Origin of the sequence: Actinoplanes sp. NPDC049598 (genome assembly GCF_040675435.1) — a bacterium.
GTDB lineage: Bacteria > Actinomycetota > Actinomycetes > Mycobacteriales > Micromonosporaceae > Actinoplanes.
On the sequence record NZ_JBFAOX010000005.1, the window covers coordinates 194,602 to 209,065 of the forward strand.

Consider the following 14,464-nt stretch of genomic DNA (forward strand, 5'->3'; position numbering starts at 1 on the left):
GGGTTGCGGGGACCGATGTCTCGCTGGACTGGCTGCACCGGAGGGTTAGAGGGCGCTCCGGTGTACCGACCAAGGAGCCATTCTGCCAGATGACCGGCGGTGAATCCCAACCGGGCGTCAAACGCGCGCCACGACCGGCCGATCCCAGCCCGCGGGCAGCGCCGTCGGCGTCTCCCAGGACGGATCGGGCTGGAAGTCGGTCCAGGTCCCGTCGAACGGGAACTCGGCCGACTCGATCTGCTTGATCACGCGGTGACCCTCGGCCCAGACCGTGGCCGGGTCCGGAACCCAGTACAGATCGGGGTTCTCGAGGCGCTCGGTGAACTCGTCCTCGTCCTTCCACTCCCACTCGAGGTCGGACGAGACCACGATGTCGAGATCCTGATCGATCACGTCGATCCCGGCCACGTCACCGTCGTCCCAGCGCACCGGGCCCTCTTCCAGGTTCACGTAGTACGCCGCGAAATTGTCCCGCTCGTCACGGAAGAACCAGACAGAGTGGGACGAGTCAGCCGGGAAGAAGCGGAGAACGCCCGGTCCCCGCCACTGCGCGAGACGCGGCGCGCGCTCAGCCGCGATCCAGGACGCGAACGACGGGAAGTCCCGCGGTCCCCGCCCGTCGGCCGCGGTCTCGACGGCGATCACCGACGACTCGGCCACCCAGAGGAGCAGGCCCCGTTCGTCGTCGGAGACCACCCGGCCCGGATGGACGAAGCCGATCCGGCCCAGGTGGGTGTCGCGGTGCAGGACCAGGCGGCCCGGAGCAAAAGCCATCAGTAGGAACGGGCCAGGATCGCGACCAGGCCGGGCTCGTCGTCCGAGTCGGGCATCGAGCCGTCCTCGCGGACCAGGCAGCGCACGGTGACCGCCTTGCCGTTGGCCTCGGCCTCGCCGGCCTCGCCGACCGCCGACCACGGCACCCGGGCCCAGCCGGTCTGGGCCGCCTCGATCGCCTCGCCGAGCGTCTTGACCTCGGTCGTGTTGGCCTCGCGGAAGGCCAGGGCCTCGTCGTAGAGCCGCTGCTGGTCCGCCTCGAGCGCGCTGGTCACGGCGCCGGCCACGTCGCCGATGGCGGTGGGGGTCTTGGAGCCGTCGATCCGGCGCGCGATGGTCACGTTTCCGGTGGCCAGGTCGCGCGGGCCGACCTCGATCCGGATCGGGATGCCCTGCAGCTCGGCGTCGACCGCCCGGCGGCCGAACGGGATGTCGGAGCGGTCGTCGAGCTTCACCCGTACACCCGCGGTCTTCAGCTCGTCGCGCAGCGACGCGGCCGCCTCGGCGACGCCGTCGCCCGCCTTGACCACCATGACCTGCACCTGGATCGGCGCCAGGCGCGGCGGCAGCCGCAGGCCGTTGTCGTCGCCGTGCACCATGATCAGACCGCCCACCATGCGGGTCGAGGTGCCCCACGAGGTGGTCCAGGCGTGCTCGACGCCGCCGGCGGCCGACGAGTAGGAGATGTCGAACGCCTTGGCGAAGTTCTGCCCGAGCTCGTGCGAGGTGCCCATCTGCAGCGCCTTGGTGTCGCCCATCATGGCCTCGACGGTCATGGTGTTGGTGGCGCCGGCGAACCGCTCCCGCTTCGTCTTGCGGCCGGGCACGACCGGGATGGCCAGGAAGTCGGTGATGAACGCCTCGTAGACGTTGCGGTGCACGTCACGGGCGTGCTCGCGGGCGTCCTGCTCGGTGGCGTGGGCGGTGTGGCCCTCCTGCCAGAGGAACTCGGTCGTCCGCAGGAAGGTGCGCGGGCGCAGCTCCCAGCGGACCACGTTGGCCCACTGGTTGAGCAGCAGCGGCAGGTCACGGTACGAGTCGACCCACTTGGCCATGAACTCGCCGATCACCGTCTCGCTGGTCGGGCGCACCACCAGCGGCTCGGACAGCTCCTTGCCACCGGCGTGGGTCACCACCGCGAGCTCGGGCGAGAAGCCCTCGACGTGGTCGGCCTCGCGGCGCAGGTAACTCTCCGGGATGAACAGCGGGAAGTACGCGTTCTGGACGCCAGCCTGCTTGATGCGGGCATCCATGTCCGCCTGCATCCGCTCCCAGATCGCGTAGCCGACCGGTCGGATGACCATGGTGCCGCGCACCGGGCCGTTGTCCGCCAGCTTCGCCTTGGCGATCAGGTCCTGGTACCAGCGAGGAAAGTCCTCCGCACGCGGAGTGAGCACTCGAGCCACGAGGGGACATTCTAGTCAGGGGCCGCGCAACCGCTCCGACAGGCATCCCGTGTCCTAGGTGGAAGGGCGGTGCGGATGACAACCACGGACGATTTCGACAACTTCTACCGGGACACCTCGCGCAGGCTGGCCCGGTACGCGTACGGCCTCACCGGCGACGCCGCCGAGGCGCAGGATCTGGTCCAGGAGGCGTACGCCCGGGCCTGGCAGCGATGGCGGCGATTAGCCGGCTACGAGAACCCCGAGGCCTGGTTACGGCTGGTGGTCAACCGTCTGGCCGCCGACGGCTGGCGCCGCTTGGGGGTACGCCGTAACCGGCCGGCCGAGGCACCGGCGACGGCGCCGCCCCCGTCCGAGGACACCGTGCTCGTGGTGCGGGCCATGCAGACGCTCCCGGCCGCCCACCGCCGCGCCCTCGCCCTCTACTACCTGCTCGACCGCTCGGTGGGCGAGATTGCCGCCGAGACCGGGGCCTCCACCGGCACGGTGAAGTCCTGGCTGTCCCGCGGCCGCGCCGGTCTGGCCGCCGCCCTCGAACCGATCGCGCCCAAGGAGGCGACCCGCGATGCTCGATGATCTCCTCACGCAGGTCGGCCGCGACGCCGACGCCATCCCGCTGAGCGGCCCGGCCTCGGCCCGGCAGCGCGGCCGGCAGCGCACCCGGCGCCAGGCCACGATCTCGGCCGCGCTCGCGGTGACGCTGGTCGCGGTGGGCGTGGGGCTGGCCCTGACCCGCCCGCACGACGACCTCGACCGGACGATCGCGCCCACGCCGTCCGCGCCCGTCCTGCCCGAGGTCGGCTCGCCGGTGGAGCTCGGCGCCCGGCCCACGTCGGTCGCCCAGGCGGCCGGGGACGGGAAGGTCTTCTCGGCCTGGCAGACACCGGACGGCGCCACCTTCGTCAACGCGGTCGACCTGCACACGGGCGCGGTGCTGTGGACGAAGCCGATGGAGACCACCGGCGCGGTGGCCGACGTGCGCCTGGTGCCGGGCGCGGTGGTGATCATCCGGGATGCCCCGCAGGGCCCAGGTCAGGGCCTGACCGTCTCGTACGCCGACCCGGCGACCGGACAGTCCCGGCGGCAGTTCCGGGTCAAAGCGGGCCACGAGGTGTCGCCCGCGGCGACGGTGCTGGTGGACCGCTGGGACACCGGCGAGGTCGAGGCGGGCAGCGTGGCGACGGGCGCGCCGGCCTGGTCGGACACCACGAACAAGACGACCCGCGTCATCTCCGACGGCGAGCGGCTGGTCCAGGTCACCACGGACGGCCGGTTGCTGGTCCGCGAGACCGGCACCGGCACGCTGCGGCGGACCATCACGCCGGCGTTGAAGCCGAACGAGCACGGTCAGTCCCAGTTCGTGATCGCGGGCGACCGGCTCTTCTTCGACACCGTCCCGTGCTGCGACGGCGCGGCCTACCAGATCGTCTCGACCGACCTCGCCACCGGCGACTCGTCGGTGGTCCTGAGCCAGGGTCCCGAGCGGTTGGTGGGCATGACCGCCTGCGGCGACCAGCGGCTGTGCGTCCTCGACGACACACCCCAGGTGACCGCGATCGACCTGGGCAGCAAGGTACGGCTCTGGCAGTCGCCCGCGCCGGAGTCGGCCGGCATGATCTCGGCGATCGGCGACAGCACCCTGATCACCGGCGGCGGCCCGGCCGTGGTCCTGGACGGCGGCGGACAGCCCGCGTTCCGGGCCCCCGACGCGAACGTGGACTGGCTCGACGAGGACACGGTGCTGATGACGCCGAGGCTGACGGCGGGCACGGTCACGACAGTGAACATCATCGACCGGAAGGTCACCCGGCTCGGCGAGATGCCGGCGACGATCGGGAACTGCGTGCACACGACCGACCGGCTGGCCTGCCCCACGGCGACCAGCCTGCGGCTCTGGAGCCTTACCGGATGACCTGACCGCGCAGCACGATCCGGCTGGGCGCCCGCACCACCCGCAGATCACGTCGAGGGTCGGCCTCGTAGACCACCAGGTCGGCGAGGCCGCCCTCGACCAGCCCCGGGAAGCCCAGCCACTCCCGCGCCTTCCACGAGGCTGAGGCCAGGATCGCCTCGGCCGGCAGCCCGGCTTCCTCGAGGATCAGCATCTCCTCGGCCACCAGCCCGTGCCGGATGCCCCCACCGGCGTCGGTGCCGACATAGATCGGCACGCCCGCCTCGTACGCCGCCCGCACCACCGACGGGAACCGGTCCCGCAGCGCGAGCATGTGATCGGCGTACCCCTCGAACTTGCCCCGGGCCTGCTCCGCGATCTTCCCGAAAGTCCGGATGTTGATCATCGTGGGCACGAGCGCCGTCCGGTTGCGGGCCATCTCGTCGATCAGGTCGAGCGACAGCCCGGTCCCGTGCTCGACCGAGTCGACCCCGGCCCGCACCATCATGGCCACGCCCTCCTCGGAGAACGTGTGCACCGCCGCCCGCACCCCCGCCGCATGCGCCGCCTCGACCGCCGCGGTCATCGTCGCCTCGTCCCACGACGGGGCCAGATCACCGACCCCCCGGTCGATCCAGTCCCCCACGATCTTCACCCAGCCGTTGCCGGCCTTGGCCTGCGCCGCCACGGTCTCGGCCACATCCGGCGCCTCGACCTCGATCCCCACCCCGCGCAGATACCGCTTCGGCGGCGCCACATGCCGCCCGGCCCGGGCCAGCCGCGGGATCCCCGGCTCGTCATCCAGCTCCGGATACGGATAGGGCGACCCCGCATCCCGCAACGCCAGCACCCCCGCGTCCCGGTCTCGGCCGGCCAGCTCCCGCGCCTGATCCAGGCTCTCGATCGGCTTGGCCCCCAGCGCAATCCCGAGATGGCAGTGCGCATCGACGAGCCCCGGCACCACAAACCCGCCGTCGCTGATGGTCTCGGCTTCCTTGACCGGCTCGAACGTGACCCGATCCCCCACCAGCCAGAGATCCCTGACATCCCCATCCGGCAAAACAGCCCCACGCACATGAAACGCCATAGGACAGTCCTACCTGATCAGGCGTTCAGGCACGCGAAGGGTTGTCGCTCCGGATCCGATTTCGGCGCCAAGCACGCGGACGCTTCATCTGGCCGCCTCGTAGAACTCGTCGCGTTCACGGGTGAGGGCGGGCACGTCGACGGGGCGTGATGGAGCATCGTGACCGAGGGCAGGATCAGGCGTCCCTCGATGAGCGCGCTGCGCAGTTCCACCGGGAGCCGCGCGAACTCGTCGGCGGTGACGTCATCGCGGCCGATCAGGTACGAAGCGGCGCGACGGATGTCCGAGGTCATCGACGTCTCCTCGGGCTGCTAGGCGGTGACCCGCGCGGCGGCGCGGATCCTTTCGCGGGTTCGGGTCAGCGCCGGCAGGTCGAGAGTCGCTTCCCAGGGCTGATCGACCGTCACCTTGGCGGCGGTGTGCAGCCGGCGGTGGTAGCGGCCACCGCGGCCCAACTGAAACTGGGTCAGGGTCACCTGCTCAGCCGTTGAGTCGACGAGCCAGTAGAACGGGATGCCGGCCCGGGCATAGAGCCACTTCTTCGGACCACGATCGAGCGCTTCCGACCAGGGGGCGATGACCTCGACAGCCAGAGTGACCCCGGCGGCCGGAACGGGTGAGTGCCCGGCCGCCTCGGCCCGCATCGCGACAACGTCCACGAAGGGCATGTTGTGGGCGTCGATTTCGATTGCCAGCCCAAAGCTGACTATGTGATCGTCGGGTGCGCGGCGGTCGAGGGCGGTCACCACCGCGGACATATGGACCTGATGGCTCGGAAGCGGCGATGGACGGCGAACGGCCTTGCCGTCCAGCAGCTCGAAGCGGAACTCTTCGGGAAAGTCCGCGACGTCGTCGATCGTGAGCCGGGACCCGAGGGTCACCGGCCGTCCTCAGCCTCGTCGTACTCGTCTCGAAGGGCCGTCAACGCCGGAACGTCGATCTCGATGCGATAGGGCACGTCGGTCGTGAAAACCTTGTTGGTGCTGGTGATGGCGTCGTACTGACCGTTGTCGCCGAGACGGTACTCGGTCAGCATGACGCCGCCCTCGAAGGTCGGATCAACGATCAGATACGTGCCGACGCCGTAGGTGGCATAGACCTTCAGCTTCGCCTGCATGTCACGGAAGTGGGATGTCGGCGAAACGACCTCGACGACGAGCAGAGCTCCATCGACGGGGAGGGGGCTGCGCTTGCCGTATGCCTTGCGCGCCACCACCACGTCCGGGCGTGGTTCGTTTCGATGGTTGACCTGCAAGGACAGATCGGTGACAGGTTTGTCGCCAGGCGGGCAATGGGGCCGGAGCATGCCATTCAGCTCCCAGCACAGGTCCTGATGAAAGAAGGCGGGAGACGGCAAGATCAACCTTCCGTCGATCAACTCATAGCGAAGATCCTGTGGAAGGCTTGCCAGGTCGTCGACGGTCCAGTCGTGCTTTTCGTCCAGCAGACTCGGCATATGAAGGGCCGCGGTCATCGGAACCTCCTCAGGGGATGTCACGAGACTACTGTACCCATGCCTAGATCGCCAGTCAGTTCTTGTCGTCGTCCCGCTGTTGCTTCATCAGCTTGTTGAAGTCGAGGTTGGGGAGCTTGAACCCGCCCCCAGGACCACCGGCGCCGCCGAGGGCGTTGGGGTCGAGGCCCGGGGGGAGCTGGGGCATGCCGCCCGGGAAGCCGGCGGGCAGGCCGCCGCCGGCGCCCGCGCCGGTGCGGGGGCGGTTGCCGCCCTTGGTGCCCTTGCGCTTGTTCTTGGGGCTCTTCGTGGCCTTGCGGCGGCCGCCGGGGAGGCCCATCATGCCGCTCATCTGCTTCATCATCTTCTGGGCGTCGGTGAAGCGGTTGAGCAGCTGGTTGACGTCCATGACGGTGACGCCGGAGCCGTTGGCGATGCGGGCGCGGCGGGAGCCGTTGAGGATCTTCGGGTTCTGGCGCTCGCCGGGGGTCATCGAGCGGATGATCGCGGTGACCTTGTCGAAGTGGCTGTCGTCGAGCTCGTCGAGCTGGGCCTTCATCTGGCCCATGCCGGGCATCATGCCGAGGATGTTGGCGATCGGGCCCATCCGGCGGACGGCGATGAGCTGGTCGAGGAAGTCCTCGAGGGTGAAGGTCTCGCCGGCCAACAGCTTGCCGGTCATCTTCTCCTTCTGGTCCTCGTCGAAGGCCTGTTCGGCCTGCTCGATGAGGGTCAGAACGTCACCCATGCCGAGGATCCGGCTGGCCATCCGGTCGGGGTGGAAGAGGTCGAAGTCCTCGAGTTTCTCACCGGTCGACGCGAACAGGATCGGCTCGCCGGTGACGTGGCGGACCGAGAGGGCGGCGCCGCCGCGGGCGTCGCCGTCGAGCTTGGAGAGGACCACGCCGGTGATGCCGACGCCGTCGCGGAACGCCTCGGCCGTCTGGACCGCGTCCTGGCCGACCATGGCGTCGATGACGAAGATGACCTCGTCGGGGTCGACCGCGGCCCGGATGTCGCGAGCCTGCTGCATCATCTCGGCGTCGATGCCGAGGCGGCCGGCGGTGTCGACGATGACGATGTCCTTGGCGGTGCGCTTCGCGTGCTCGATCGAGTCCTTGGCGACCTGGACCGGGTCACCGACGCCGTTGCCGGGCTGCGGGGCGTAGATGTCGACGCCGGCCCGGCCCGCGAGGACCTGGAGCTGGTTGACCGCGTTGGGGCGCTGCAGGTCGGCCGCGACCAGCAGCGGCTGGTGGCCCTGGTTCTTGAGCCAGCGGGACAGCTTGCCGGCCAGCGTGGTCTTACCGGAGCCCTGGAGGCCGGCCAGCATGATCACCGTGGGCGGCTGCTTGGCGAACTGGAGCCGCCGCCCCTCGCCGCCGAGGATGTTGATGAGCTCCTCGTGGACGATCTTGATGATCTGCTGGGCCGGGTTGAGCGCCTGCGAGACCTCGGCCCCGCGCGCCCGCTCCTTGACGTTGAAGATGAAGGCCTTGACCACGGGCAGCGCGACGTCCGCCTCCAGCAGGGCGAGACGGATCTCGCGCGCGGTGGCGTCGATGTCGGCGTCGGTGAGCTTGCCTTTGCCCCGGAGCTTGGTGAAGATCCCGGACAGGCGGTCACTCAAGGTGTCAAACACGGTGCGACATCCCCATGGTCGAAAGGTGTGTGTAGCACCGCAAGCCTAGCCGCCCGCGCGGAGCCTCACTTGTTGCGCATCCGGTACGTCTTCGTCGCGGCCTCGATCCGCCGCTGCGTACGCCCGTCCTGAGAGATCGACTTCTTGGCCTTCGAGTACAGGTAGTACCCGCCGCCGACCACTAGGGCGCCCACGATCAGGTAAAACAGCACCGGCCCGATCAGATTGGCCGCCACCCAGCCGACCACGACCACGCCGGCGATCAGCGCTACGAGAAATGCGATGGCCTTGCCCATCTTCGACCTCCCCAGTCGAGCGAAACCTCCTCCACCATGACGCAGCCGGGCAACTCTGCCCATCGGCCGTATCCCTGAGCGCACCCGTAGGGGTCGGTCGCGGTGAAAAAGCATCGCCACAACGGCAAATCGCGTATACCGCAGATATAGGGCGTCACTTACGGCCCAGGCGCCAGTTGAGGGTCAGCGAAGGCGACGAACCCCGGCGGAAGGAACAACGGCGTGCCCCTGCGGCAGATCCTCGGGCTGACGCCCTGGCCGGTCCGGCGGCGCGTGATGCGCCAGGTCGAGCTCCGGCTGCTGCCCCGCGTCGCGGCCGGGAACCAGCTGCGGACGGCCCGGCGGGTGGTCCCGCTGGTCCCCCGGCGCCGGCCCCGGCCGTCGGTCGCCCAGGCGCCGGCGCTGCGGGTCCGCACGGCCGGAGCGCGCCTCAAGGCCCGTCGTTCCTCCTGGTCCGACCCCGCAGCAGTACGCCGTGAGAACCTCGACCGCGTCGTCGCGTCCCTGGAGTCCGCGGGCCTGGAGTGGTTCCGCATCCCGTCCGAGTCGCTGACGCGCACGGCCGTGGCCGTGCTGGAATCGGACCGCGAGCGGGTGCTGGCCGTGCTCGAGGCGCTGACCGAGGCCGAGGTGGGCCGGCTGGTGATCAAGGGCCGCCGCGCCACCACCCGGCTGCTGCGGGTCAGCTGGCCCGTCACGGACCTCGCCGGGCAGGTCGTCTACGGCCCCGACTACTCCTGCGAGATCGAGCTGTGGCGCGCGGTCGACGGCCGCCTGGCCGCTCCCCGGCCCAACCCGGTGGCCACCTCGATCGCGGCCGACGAGCCGGCCACCGCCGCCCCGGAGCCGATCTTCGGCTCGTTCGGCGTGCCGGGCCCGCTGGCCCGCTACCGCACCCGCGAGATCTTCACGATGGTCAGCCCGGACCGGGTGGCCTTCCCGATCGACGCGGTCTACACGTGGGTCGACGGCGACGACCCGAACTGGTGCGAGCGCAAGGCCCGGGCCCTGCGCGACAACGGCTGGGTGGCCGGTTCGAACGGGCAGACCGCGAACCCGTCCCGTTTCATGTCGCGCGACGAGCTCCGCTACTCGCTGCGCTCCCTGCACGCGTACGCGCCCTGGATCCGGCACGTCTTCCTGGTCACCGACGATCAGGTGCCGGCCTGGCTCGACCTCGACCGGGCCGACCTGACCGTCGTCGGCCACCGGGAGATCTTCGGCGACACCGGGCGGCTGCCGACCTTCAACTCGCAGGCCATCGAGTCGCGGCTGCACCGGATCCCGGGACTGGCCGAGCACTTCCTCTACCTGAACGACGACGTCTTCCTGGGCCGGCCGGTGGCCCCCGAGATGTTCTTCACGCCGGGCGGGCTGACCCGGTTCTTCCCGTCCGGGGCGCGGGTCGACCCGGCGCCGCGGCGGCCCGGTGACACCCCGGCCAACTCGGCCGGCAAGAACAACCGGGACCTGATCCGGGACACGTTCGGCCGGGTGCTGACCCGCAAGATGAAGCACACGCCGCACCCGTCGCGGCGCAGCGTGCTGGCCGAGATCGAGCTGCGCTTCGCCGACGAGGTCAAGGCGACCTCGGAGCACCAGTTCCGGCACCCGGACGACATCGCGCTGCTCTCGTCGCTGCAGCAGTACTACGCCTATCTGACCGGGCGGGCCGCGCCGGGCGAGATCGAGTACATGTACACGGATCTGGCCGACCCGTCGACGCCGTTCCGGCTGGCCCGGCTGCTGCACAACCGCAACCTGGACGCGTTCTGCCTCAACGACACCGACTCGGCGGCCGAGCTCGTGGGCGAACAGGCGGCGCTGCTGGCCGAGTTCCTCCCGGCCTATCTGCCGTTCCCGTCGCGCTGGGAGCTGGACAAGCCGCGCGCGGGCACCATGTCACCGTCCTCGACCCGCAAGCCGATGATCGCGCGGCAGGCCACGAGGGCGCACCATCTCGCCGAGAGGCCGCACTCATGAGCGTGGACGTAGTGATTCTCGGCCTGGGTTACGTCGGGCTGCCGCTGGCCCAGCAGGCGGTCCGGGCCGGGCTCGGGGTGGCCGGCTTCGACGTGCAGCCGGCGGTGGTGACGTCGCTGGCCGCCGGCCGGTCGCACGTCGACGACTTGAGCGACGCCGACATCGCCGAGATGCTGACCGGCGGTTTCGCCCCCACGACGGACGAGCGGGTCATCGCGACGGCGGGCACGGCCGTCATCTGCGTACCGACGCCCCTCGCCGAAGGCGATGGTCCTGATCTGCGGGCCGTCGTCGGCGCCACCGAGGCGATCGGCCGCAACCTGCGGCCCGGCATGCTGGTCGTGCTCGAGTCGACGACCTATCCCGGCACCACCGACGAGGTCGTCCGGCCGCTGCTCGAGAAGCTGTCCGGGCTGACCGCCGGCATCGACTTCCACGTCGCGTTCTCGCCCGAGCGGATCGACCCGGGCAACGAGCGGTACGGGGCCCGCAACACCCCCAAGGTGGTCGGCGGCTACACGCCCGCCTGCACCGACGAAGCGGCCGCGTTCTACGGGCGTTTCGTGGACACCGTGGTGCGCACGCGCGGCACCCGCGAGGCGGAGACGGCCAAGCTGCTGGAGAACACGTACCGGCATGTGAACATCGCGCTGGTCAACGAGATGGCGCGGTTCTGCCACGAGCTCGAGATCGACCTGTGGGACGTGATCCGGGCCGCCTCGACCAAGCCGTTCGGCTTCCAGGCGTTCTATCCCGGGCCCGGGGTGGGCGGCCACTGCATCCCGATCGACCCGAACTATCTGAGCCACAACGTGCGCAGCCGGCTGGGCTATCCGTTCCGCTTCGTCGAGCTGGCCCAGGAGATCAACGCGACCATGCCGGACTACGTGGCCCGCCGCGCGCAGAATCTGCTCAACGCCGACGGTCAGGCCGTGCACGGCGCGACCGTGCTCCTGCTCGGGGTCACCTACAAGCCGAACATCGCCGACCAGCGCGAGTCCCCGGCGACCCCGCTGGCCCGCCAGCTCGCGGCTCTGGGCGCGACTGTGCTCTACCACGACCCGCACGTTCCTGAATGGACGGTCGGCGACGTCGCGGTCTCCCGCACCGACGACCTCGAGGGCGCCGCCACCTCGGCCGATCTGGTGATCCTGGTGCAGAACCACCGGGAGTACGACGCCGACCGGCTGGCCGGGCTGGCCAAGCGCTTCTTCGACACCCGCGGCGTCACCACCGGCCGGACGGCCCATCGCCTCTGAGAAATCAGGGTGGGATCATTCGCGCCATGCGCCGCCTGATCCTGCGTCTGTCCGCCGCCCTGACGATCGCCGCCCTGCTGGCCGGGGCCGTCGCCTGGGCCACGTGGCCCGCCTTGGCCGGCGATCTGCCCACCGACGAGCGGATGCACGCGCTGGCCGGCCTGGTCGTCGAGGGCTCGGAGAAGGGCACCGACATCACCCGCGTGGAGCACGTCGCCGGCTCGTCCTACGGCGACGACGTCCAGGACGGCTCGAACTGGCTGCTCGGCGTGGACGAGTACCGCGCGGGCTACGCCCGGACGTCGTTCGGGGCGGCCAAGACCGACCTCGCGGCCGCGGGCGAACGCCTCGAGGCCGACGGCTGGCGCGTCGGACGGGACGACGGCACGCTCGTGGCGGCGAACGACGCCTGGCGGCTGCGATTCGAGCCGACCGACGGCGAGGGCTCGGACGCCGTCCTGACGGTGGAGCGCGGCGCCCCGATGGCCGCGCTGGCTCTGACCAGCCTGGCCTGGATCGCCGGGCTGGCCCTGGGGTGGCGGCTGGCCCGGCGCTTCGACAACCCGGTCGGCATCGCCGCGATGGTCGTGCTCTGCCTCAACACCCTCGACACCACGCTGACCGTGGTCGACAACGCGGTCCTGATCGGCGGCACCCGGCCGTTCGGCCTGCCCTGGGCCTTCTCGGCGTACTACGGGGCCCGGCCGTTCGTGCTGCTCGGGCTGGCGCTGACCGCCCTCACCCTGCTCGTCGGCGGCCGGGTGGCGGTGGCGCCGAAGGTCCAGCGGGAATTGAGCGCGTAGTTCACGAGGGGGATCACGACCATCGCGGCCCCCTGGACAAGCGCGAACGGCCCGGGGGCGAGGCCGACGATCGCCGCGTTGAGCGTGAACGCGACGGCGGTGACGGCCAGGAAGCGCGGACCGGCCCGCGCGTGGGCCGTGGGCGAACGGAAGACCCAGGAGCGCTGCAACCCGTACGACACGAGAATGCTCACCGCGAAGCCGGCGGCGGACGACAGGACCGGCGGAACGCCGAAGCCCTTGTACGCCAGCAGGCCGAGGCCGAGATGCGTGGCCGCGCTGATCCCGCCGCTGAGGCCGTACCGGATCAGCTCAGCGCTCGGCACGTTCGACGACCCACTCCTCGGGGACGGAGAGCGCATCGGCCCGTTCCTGCACCAGATAGCGCGGCCGGCCACGCACCTCCTCGTGGATGCGGGCCAGGTACTCGCCGATGACGCCCAGGCCCAGCAACACGAACGTGCCCATCACCAGCAGCAGCAGGATGACCGTCGGGAAGCCGGCCACCGATCCGCCGTTGATCCAGCGGACCAGCGTCTGCGCGCCGAGCAGCACCGCGAACGCGGCGAAGGCCAGCCCCACGAAGGTCACCAGGTGAAGCGGGGCCGAGGTGAACGACGTGATCCCGTTGACGGCCAGCCGGAACAGCGACTGGAACGTCCAGCGGGAGCCGCCGCCCTCGCGGTGGTCGATGTCGACCTCGATGGTGCTGCGCCGGAACCCGATCCAGCTGCTGGTGCCGCGGAAGAACGACGAGTGCTCGGGCAGCATCAGCAACGCGTCCAGCGCGGCCCGGCTCAGCAACCGGAAGTCGGTGGCGTCGACGAGGTCCACTTTGGTCAGTCCGGTGAACGCCCGGTTGAACAACCGCCCGCCGAGCCGGCCGACCACGCCCTGCCCGGTGCGGTTGCGCTTGACCGCCTCCACCACGTGGGCGCCGTCGAGCCAGCGCCGCACCATGGCCGGGATCGCCGACGGCGGATGCTGCAGATCGGAGTCGATGACCACCACGGCGTCGCCGGCCGCGTGCTCCAGCCCGGCCAGCACGGCCGGCTCCTTGCCGAAGTTGCGGGACAGCTGGACGCCGCGGACCCGCCGGTCGAGCAGCGACTGCCGCACGATCCGGTCCCAGGAGTCGTCGCCGGAGCCGTCGTCGACCAGCACGAGTTCGTAGCGCAGCCCGGCGCCGGTCAGCACCTCGGTGAGCCGGCGCACGAATCGCTCGACGCCCGGCCCCTCGTTGTAGACCGGTGCGACCACGGAGATGAGCGCGCTCATGACCGAGCCAACGACGCGCCGAAGGAAGAGGTTGCGTTTTACCGCAGAAGGTCGGCCAGCGTCGGCGGGTGGGCCCGGTCCACGATGACCGTGCGGACGGTGCCGTGGTCGCGGTAGAGCCGGGACAGCCGCTCGGCGAGCACGTCTTCCCACGAGCGGTCGGGCCGGTGCGTCTCCCAGGTGGCCCGGTCCGGCAGGTATTCCAGCACGACGCCCTGGTCGGGCGGGGTCTCGAGGGCCGCGCAGTCGGTCATCACGACCGGCCGGTGATCGGGGTTCACGAGCAGCCGCTGGCCCAGCGTCAGCACGAATTCGCGGACCGCGCCGGGCTCCAGGCCGAGCACCACGTAAAGGTGAACGGGTGGCCGCACGGTCGCGACAGGCGCGCTGGTGGCGCTTTTCCGGTCGCGGCGCCGCCATCGGAGGACGAGGGACATCAGGGAGGTGCCGCCTCGCTTGCGCTCGCGGTCAAGTTCCTTGCGGTACGCCTCCGTGAGCCGCCGCTGCTCGACCAGACGCGCCTCGAGCGACCGGAGCCGCCCGGCCATGGCGGCCAGCTCCCACCGGGCCCGTTCCCTCTCGTTCATCGTGT

The 14,464-nt window shown here is 70.6% G+C and carries 16 protein-coding genes; 5 read left to right on the plus strand and 11 right to left on the minus strand.

Going from position 1 to position 14,464, the window contains the following annotated elements:
* Positions 1-117: 117 nt before the first annotated feature.
* On the minus strand, positions 118-774 hold the full coding sequence (locus AB0J66_RS14370) for a DUF402 domain-containing protein (protein ID WP_364659808.1): 657 nt from the start codon (positions 772-774) through the stop codon (positions 118-120).
* Positions 774-2,180: a proline--tRNA ligase gene (proS, locus tag AB0J66_RS14375; protein ID WP_364659810.1), complete on the minus strand. Its 1,407-nt coding sequence runs from the start codon at positions 2,178-2,180 to the stop codon at positions 774-776. Before proS ends, AB0J66_RS14370 begins: the two co-directional genes overlap by 1 nt.
* 75 nt (positions 2,181-2,255) lie before the next feature.
* Between proS and AB0J66_RS14380 the strand changes: the two genes are divergently transcribed.
* Both AB0J66_RS14380 and AB0J66_RS14385 read left to right on the plus strand, forming a co-directional pair.
* Positions 2,256-2,756, plus strand: a complete 501-nt coding sequence (locus AB0J66_RS14380; protein WP_364659812.1) for a SigE family RNA polymerase sigma factor — start codon at positions 2,256-2,258, stop codon at positions 2,754-2,756.
* Complete coding sequence (locus AB0J66_RS14385) at positions 2,746-4,092, plus strand: PQQ-binding-like beta-propeller repeat protein (protein WP_364659814.1); 1,347 nt, start codon at positions 2,746-2,748, stop codon at positions 4,090-4,092. Before AB0J66_RS14380 ends, AB0J66_RS14385 begins: the two co-directional genes overlap by 11 nt.
* Here AB0J66_RS14385 and AB0J66_RS14390 read toward each other — a convergent pair.
* From AB0J66_RS14390 to AB0J66_RS14415, 6 genes are all read right to left on the minus strand, one after another.
* On the minus strand, positions 4,082-5,158 hold the full coding sequence (locus tag AB0J66_RS14390) for an amidohydrolase family protein (RefSeq protein ID WP_364659816.1): 1,077 nt from the start codon (positions 5,156-5,158) through the stop codon (positions 4,082-4,084). The two genes, AB0J66_RS14385 and AB0J66_RS14390, sit on opposite strands and share 11 nt — an antisense overlap.
* Before the next feature lie 17 nt (positions 5,159-5,175).
* A complete protein-coding gene (locus AB0J66_RS14395) occupies positions 5,176-5,451 on the minus strand; it encodes a hypothetical protein (RefSeq protein WP_364659818.1) in 276 nt (91 codons plus the stop codon).
* A gap of 18 nt (positions 5,452-5,469) precedes the next feature.
* Positions 5,470-6,039: a Uma2 family endonuclease gene (locus AB0J66_RS14400; RefSeq protein WP_364659820.1), complete on the minus strand. Its 570-nt coding sequence runs from the start codon at positions 6,037-6,039 to the stop codon at positions 5,470-5,472.
* Positions 6,036-6,632, minus strand: a complete 597-nt coding sequence (locus AB0J66_RS14405; RefSeq protein WP_364659822.1) for a Uma2 family endonuclease — start codon at positions 6,630-6,632, stop codon at positions 6,036-6,038. Before AB0J66_RS14405 ends, AB0J66_RS14400 begins: the two co-directional genes overlap by 4 nt.
* Positions 6,633-6,687: 55 nt before the next feature.
* Positions 6,688-8,253, minus strand: a complete 1,566-nt coding sequence (gene ffh / locus AB0J66_RS14410) for a signal recognition particle protein (RefSeq protein ID WP_364659824.1) — start codon at positions 8,251-8,253, stop codon at positions 6,688-6,690.
* 65 nt (positions 8,254-8,318) lie between these two features.
* The gene (locus AB0J66_RS14415; RefSeq protein WP_364659826.1) at positions 8,319-8,549 is read right to left on the minus strand and encodes a hypothetical protein; all 231 of its coding nucleotides are present in this window, start codon (positions 8,547-8,549) and stop codon (positions 8,319-8,321) included.
* 222 nt (positions 8,550-8,771) lie between these two features.
* Between AB0J66_RS14415 and AB0J66_RS14420 the strand changes: the two genes are divergently transcribed.
* From AB0J66_RS14420 to AB0J66_RS14430, 3 genes are read left to right on the plus strand one after another with little or no spacing between them, the layout of a single operon-like run.
* Positions 8,772-10,532 carry a stealth family protein gene (locus tag AB0J66_RS14420; RefSeq protein ID WP_364659828.1) on the plus strand — a complete coding sequence of 587 codons (1,761 nt, stop codon included), beginning with the start codon at positions 8,772-8,774 and terminating at the stop codon, positions 10,530-10,532.
* Positions 10,529-11,791: a nucleotide sugar dehydrogenase gene (locus tag AB0J66_RS14425; protein ID WP_364659830.1), complete on the plus strand. Its 1,263-nt coding sequence runs from the start codon at positions 10,529-10,531 to the stop codon at positions 11,789-11,791. The genes AB0J66_RS14420 and AB0J66_RS14425 overlap by 4 nt, the downstream gene beginning before the upstream one ends.
* A gap of 26 nt (positions 11,792-11,817) precedes the next feature.
* The gene (locus AB0J66_RS14430) at positions 11,818-12,594 is read left to right on the plus strand and encodes a hypothetical protein (RefSeq protein ID WP_364659832.1); all 777 of its coding nucleotides are present in this window, start codon (positions 11,818-11,820) and stop codon (positions 12,592-12,594) included.
* Here the strand turns inward: AB0J66_RS14430 and AB0J66_RS14435 are convergent.
* From AB0J66_RS14435 to AB0J66_RS14445, 3 genes are read right to left on the minus strand one after another with little or no spacing between them, the layout of a single operon-like run.
* Positions 12,483-12,920 carry a GtrA family protein gene (locus AB0J66_RS14435; RefSeq protein ID WP_364659833.1) on the minus strand — a complete coding sequence of 146 codons (438 nt, stop codon included), beginning with the start codon at positions 12,918-12,920 and terminating at the stop codon, positions 12,483-12,485. The genes AB0J66_RS14430 and AB0J66_RS14435 overlap by 112 nt on opposite strands.
* On the minus strand, positions 12,907-13,872 hold the full coding sequence (locus tag AB0J66_RS14440; RefSeq protein ID WP_364659835.1) for a glycosyltransferase family 2 protein: 966 nt from the start codon (positions 13,870-13,872) through the stop codon (positions 12,907-12,909). Before AB0J66_RS14440 ends, AB0J66_RS14435 begins: the two co-directional genes overlap by 14 nt.
* A 38-nt stretch (positions 13,873-13,910) precedes the next feature.
* Positions 13,911-14,459, minus strand: a complete 549-nt coding sequence (locus AB0J66_RS14445; RefSeq protein WP_364659837.1) for a hypothetical protein — start codon at positions 14,457-14,459, stop codon at positions 13,911-13,913.
* Positions 14,460-14,464 lie beyond the last annotated feature (5 nt).

Excerpts from the sequence above, each read along its gene's own strand:
- AB0J66_RS14395 (WP_364659818.1), bottom strand. The coding sequence starts at position 5,451 with ATGACCTCGGACATCCGTCGCGCCGCTTCGTACCTGATCGGCCGCGAT.
- AB0J66_RS14415 (WP_364659826.1), bottom strand. The coding sequence starts at position 8,549 with ATGGGCAAGGCCATCGCATTTCTCGTAGCGCTGATCGCCGGCGTGGTC.
- AB0J66_RS14440 (WP_364659835.1), bottom strand. The coding sequence starts at position 13,872 with ATGAGCGCGCTCATCTCCGTGGTCGCACCGGTCTACAACGAGGGGCCG.
- AB0J66_RS14370 (WP_364659808.1), bottom strand. The coding sequence starts at position 774 with ATGGCTTTTGCTCCGGGCCGCCTGGTCCTGCACCGCGACACCCACCTG.
- AB0J66_RS14380 (WP_364659812.1), top strand. The coding sequence starts at position 2,256 with ATGACAACCACGGACGATTTCGACAACTTCTACCGGGACACCTCGCGC.
- AB0J66_RS14385 (WP_364659814.1), top strand. The coding sequence starts at position 2,746 with ATGCTCGATGATCTCCTCACGCAGGTCGGCCGCGACGCCGACGCCATC.
- AB0J66_RS14445 (WP_364659837.1), bottom strand. The coding sequence starts at position 14,459 with ATGAACGAGAGGGAACGGGCCCGGTGGGAGCTGGCCGCCATGGCCGGG.
- AB0J66_RS14425 (WP_364659830.1), top strand. The coding sequence starts at position 10,529 with ATGAGCGTGGACGTAGTGATTCTCGGCCTGGGTTACGTCGGGCTGCCG.
- AB0J66_RS14405 (WP_364659822.1), bottom strand. The coding sequence starts at position 6,632 with ATGACCGCGGCCCTTCATATGCCGAGTCTGCTGGACGAAAAGCACGAC.
- AB0J66_RS14390 (WP_364659816.1), bottom strand. The coding sequence starts at position 5,158 with ATGGCGTTTCATGTGCGTGGGGCTGTTTTGCCGGATGGGGATGTCAGG.
- AB0J66_RS14430 (WP_364659832.1), top strand. The coding sequence starts at position 11,818 with ATGCGCCGCCTGATCCTGCGTCTGTCCGCCGCCCTGACGATCGCCGCC.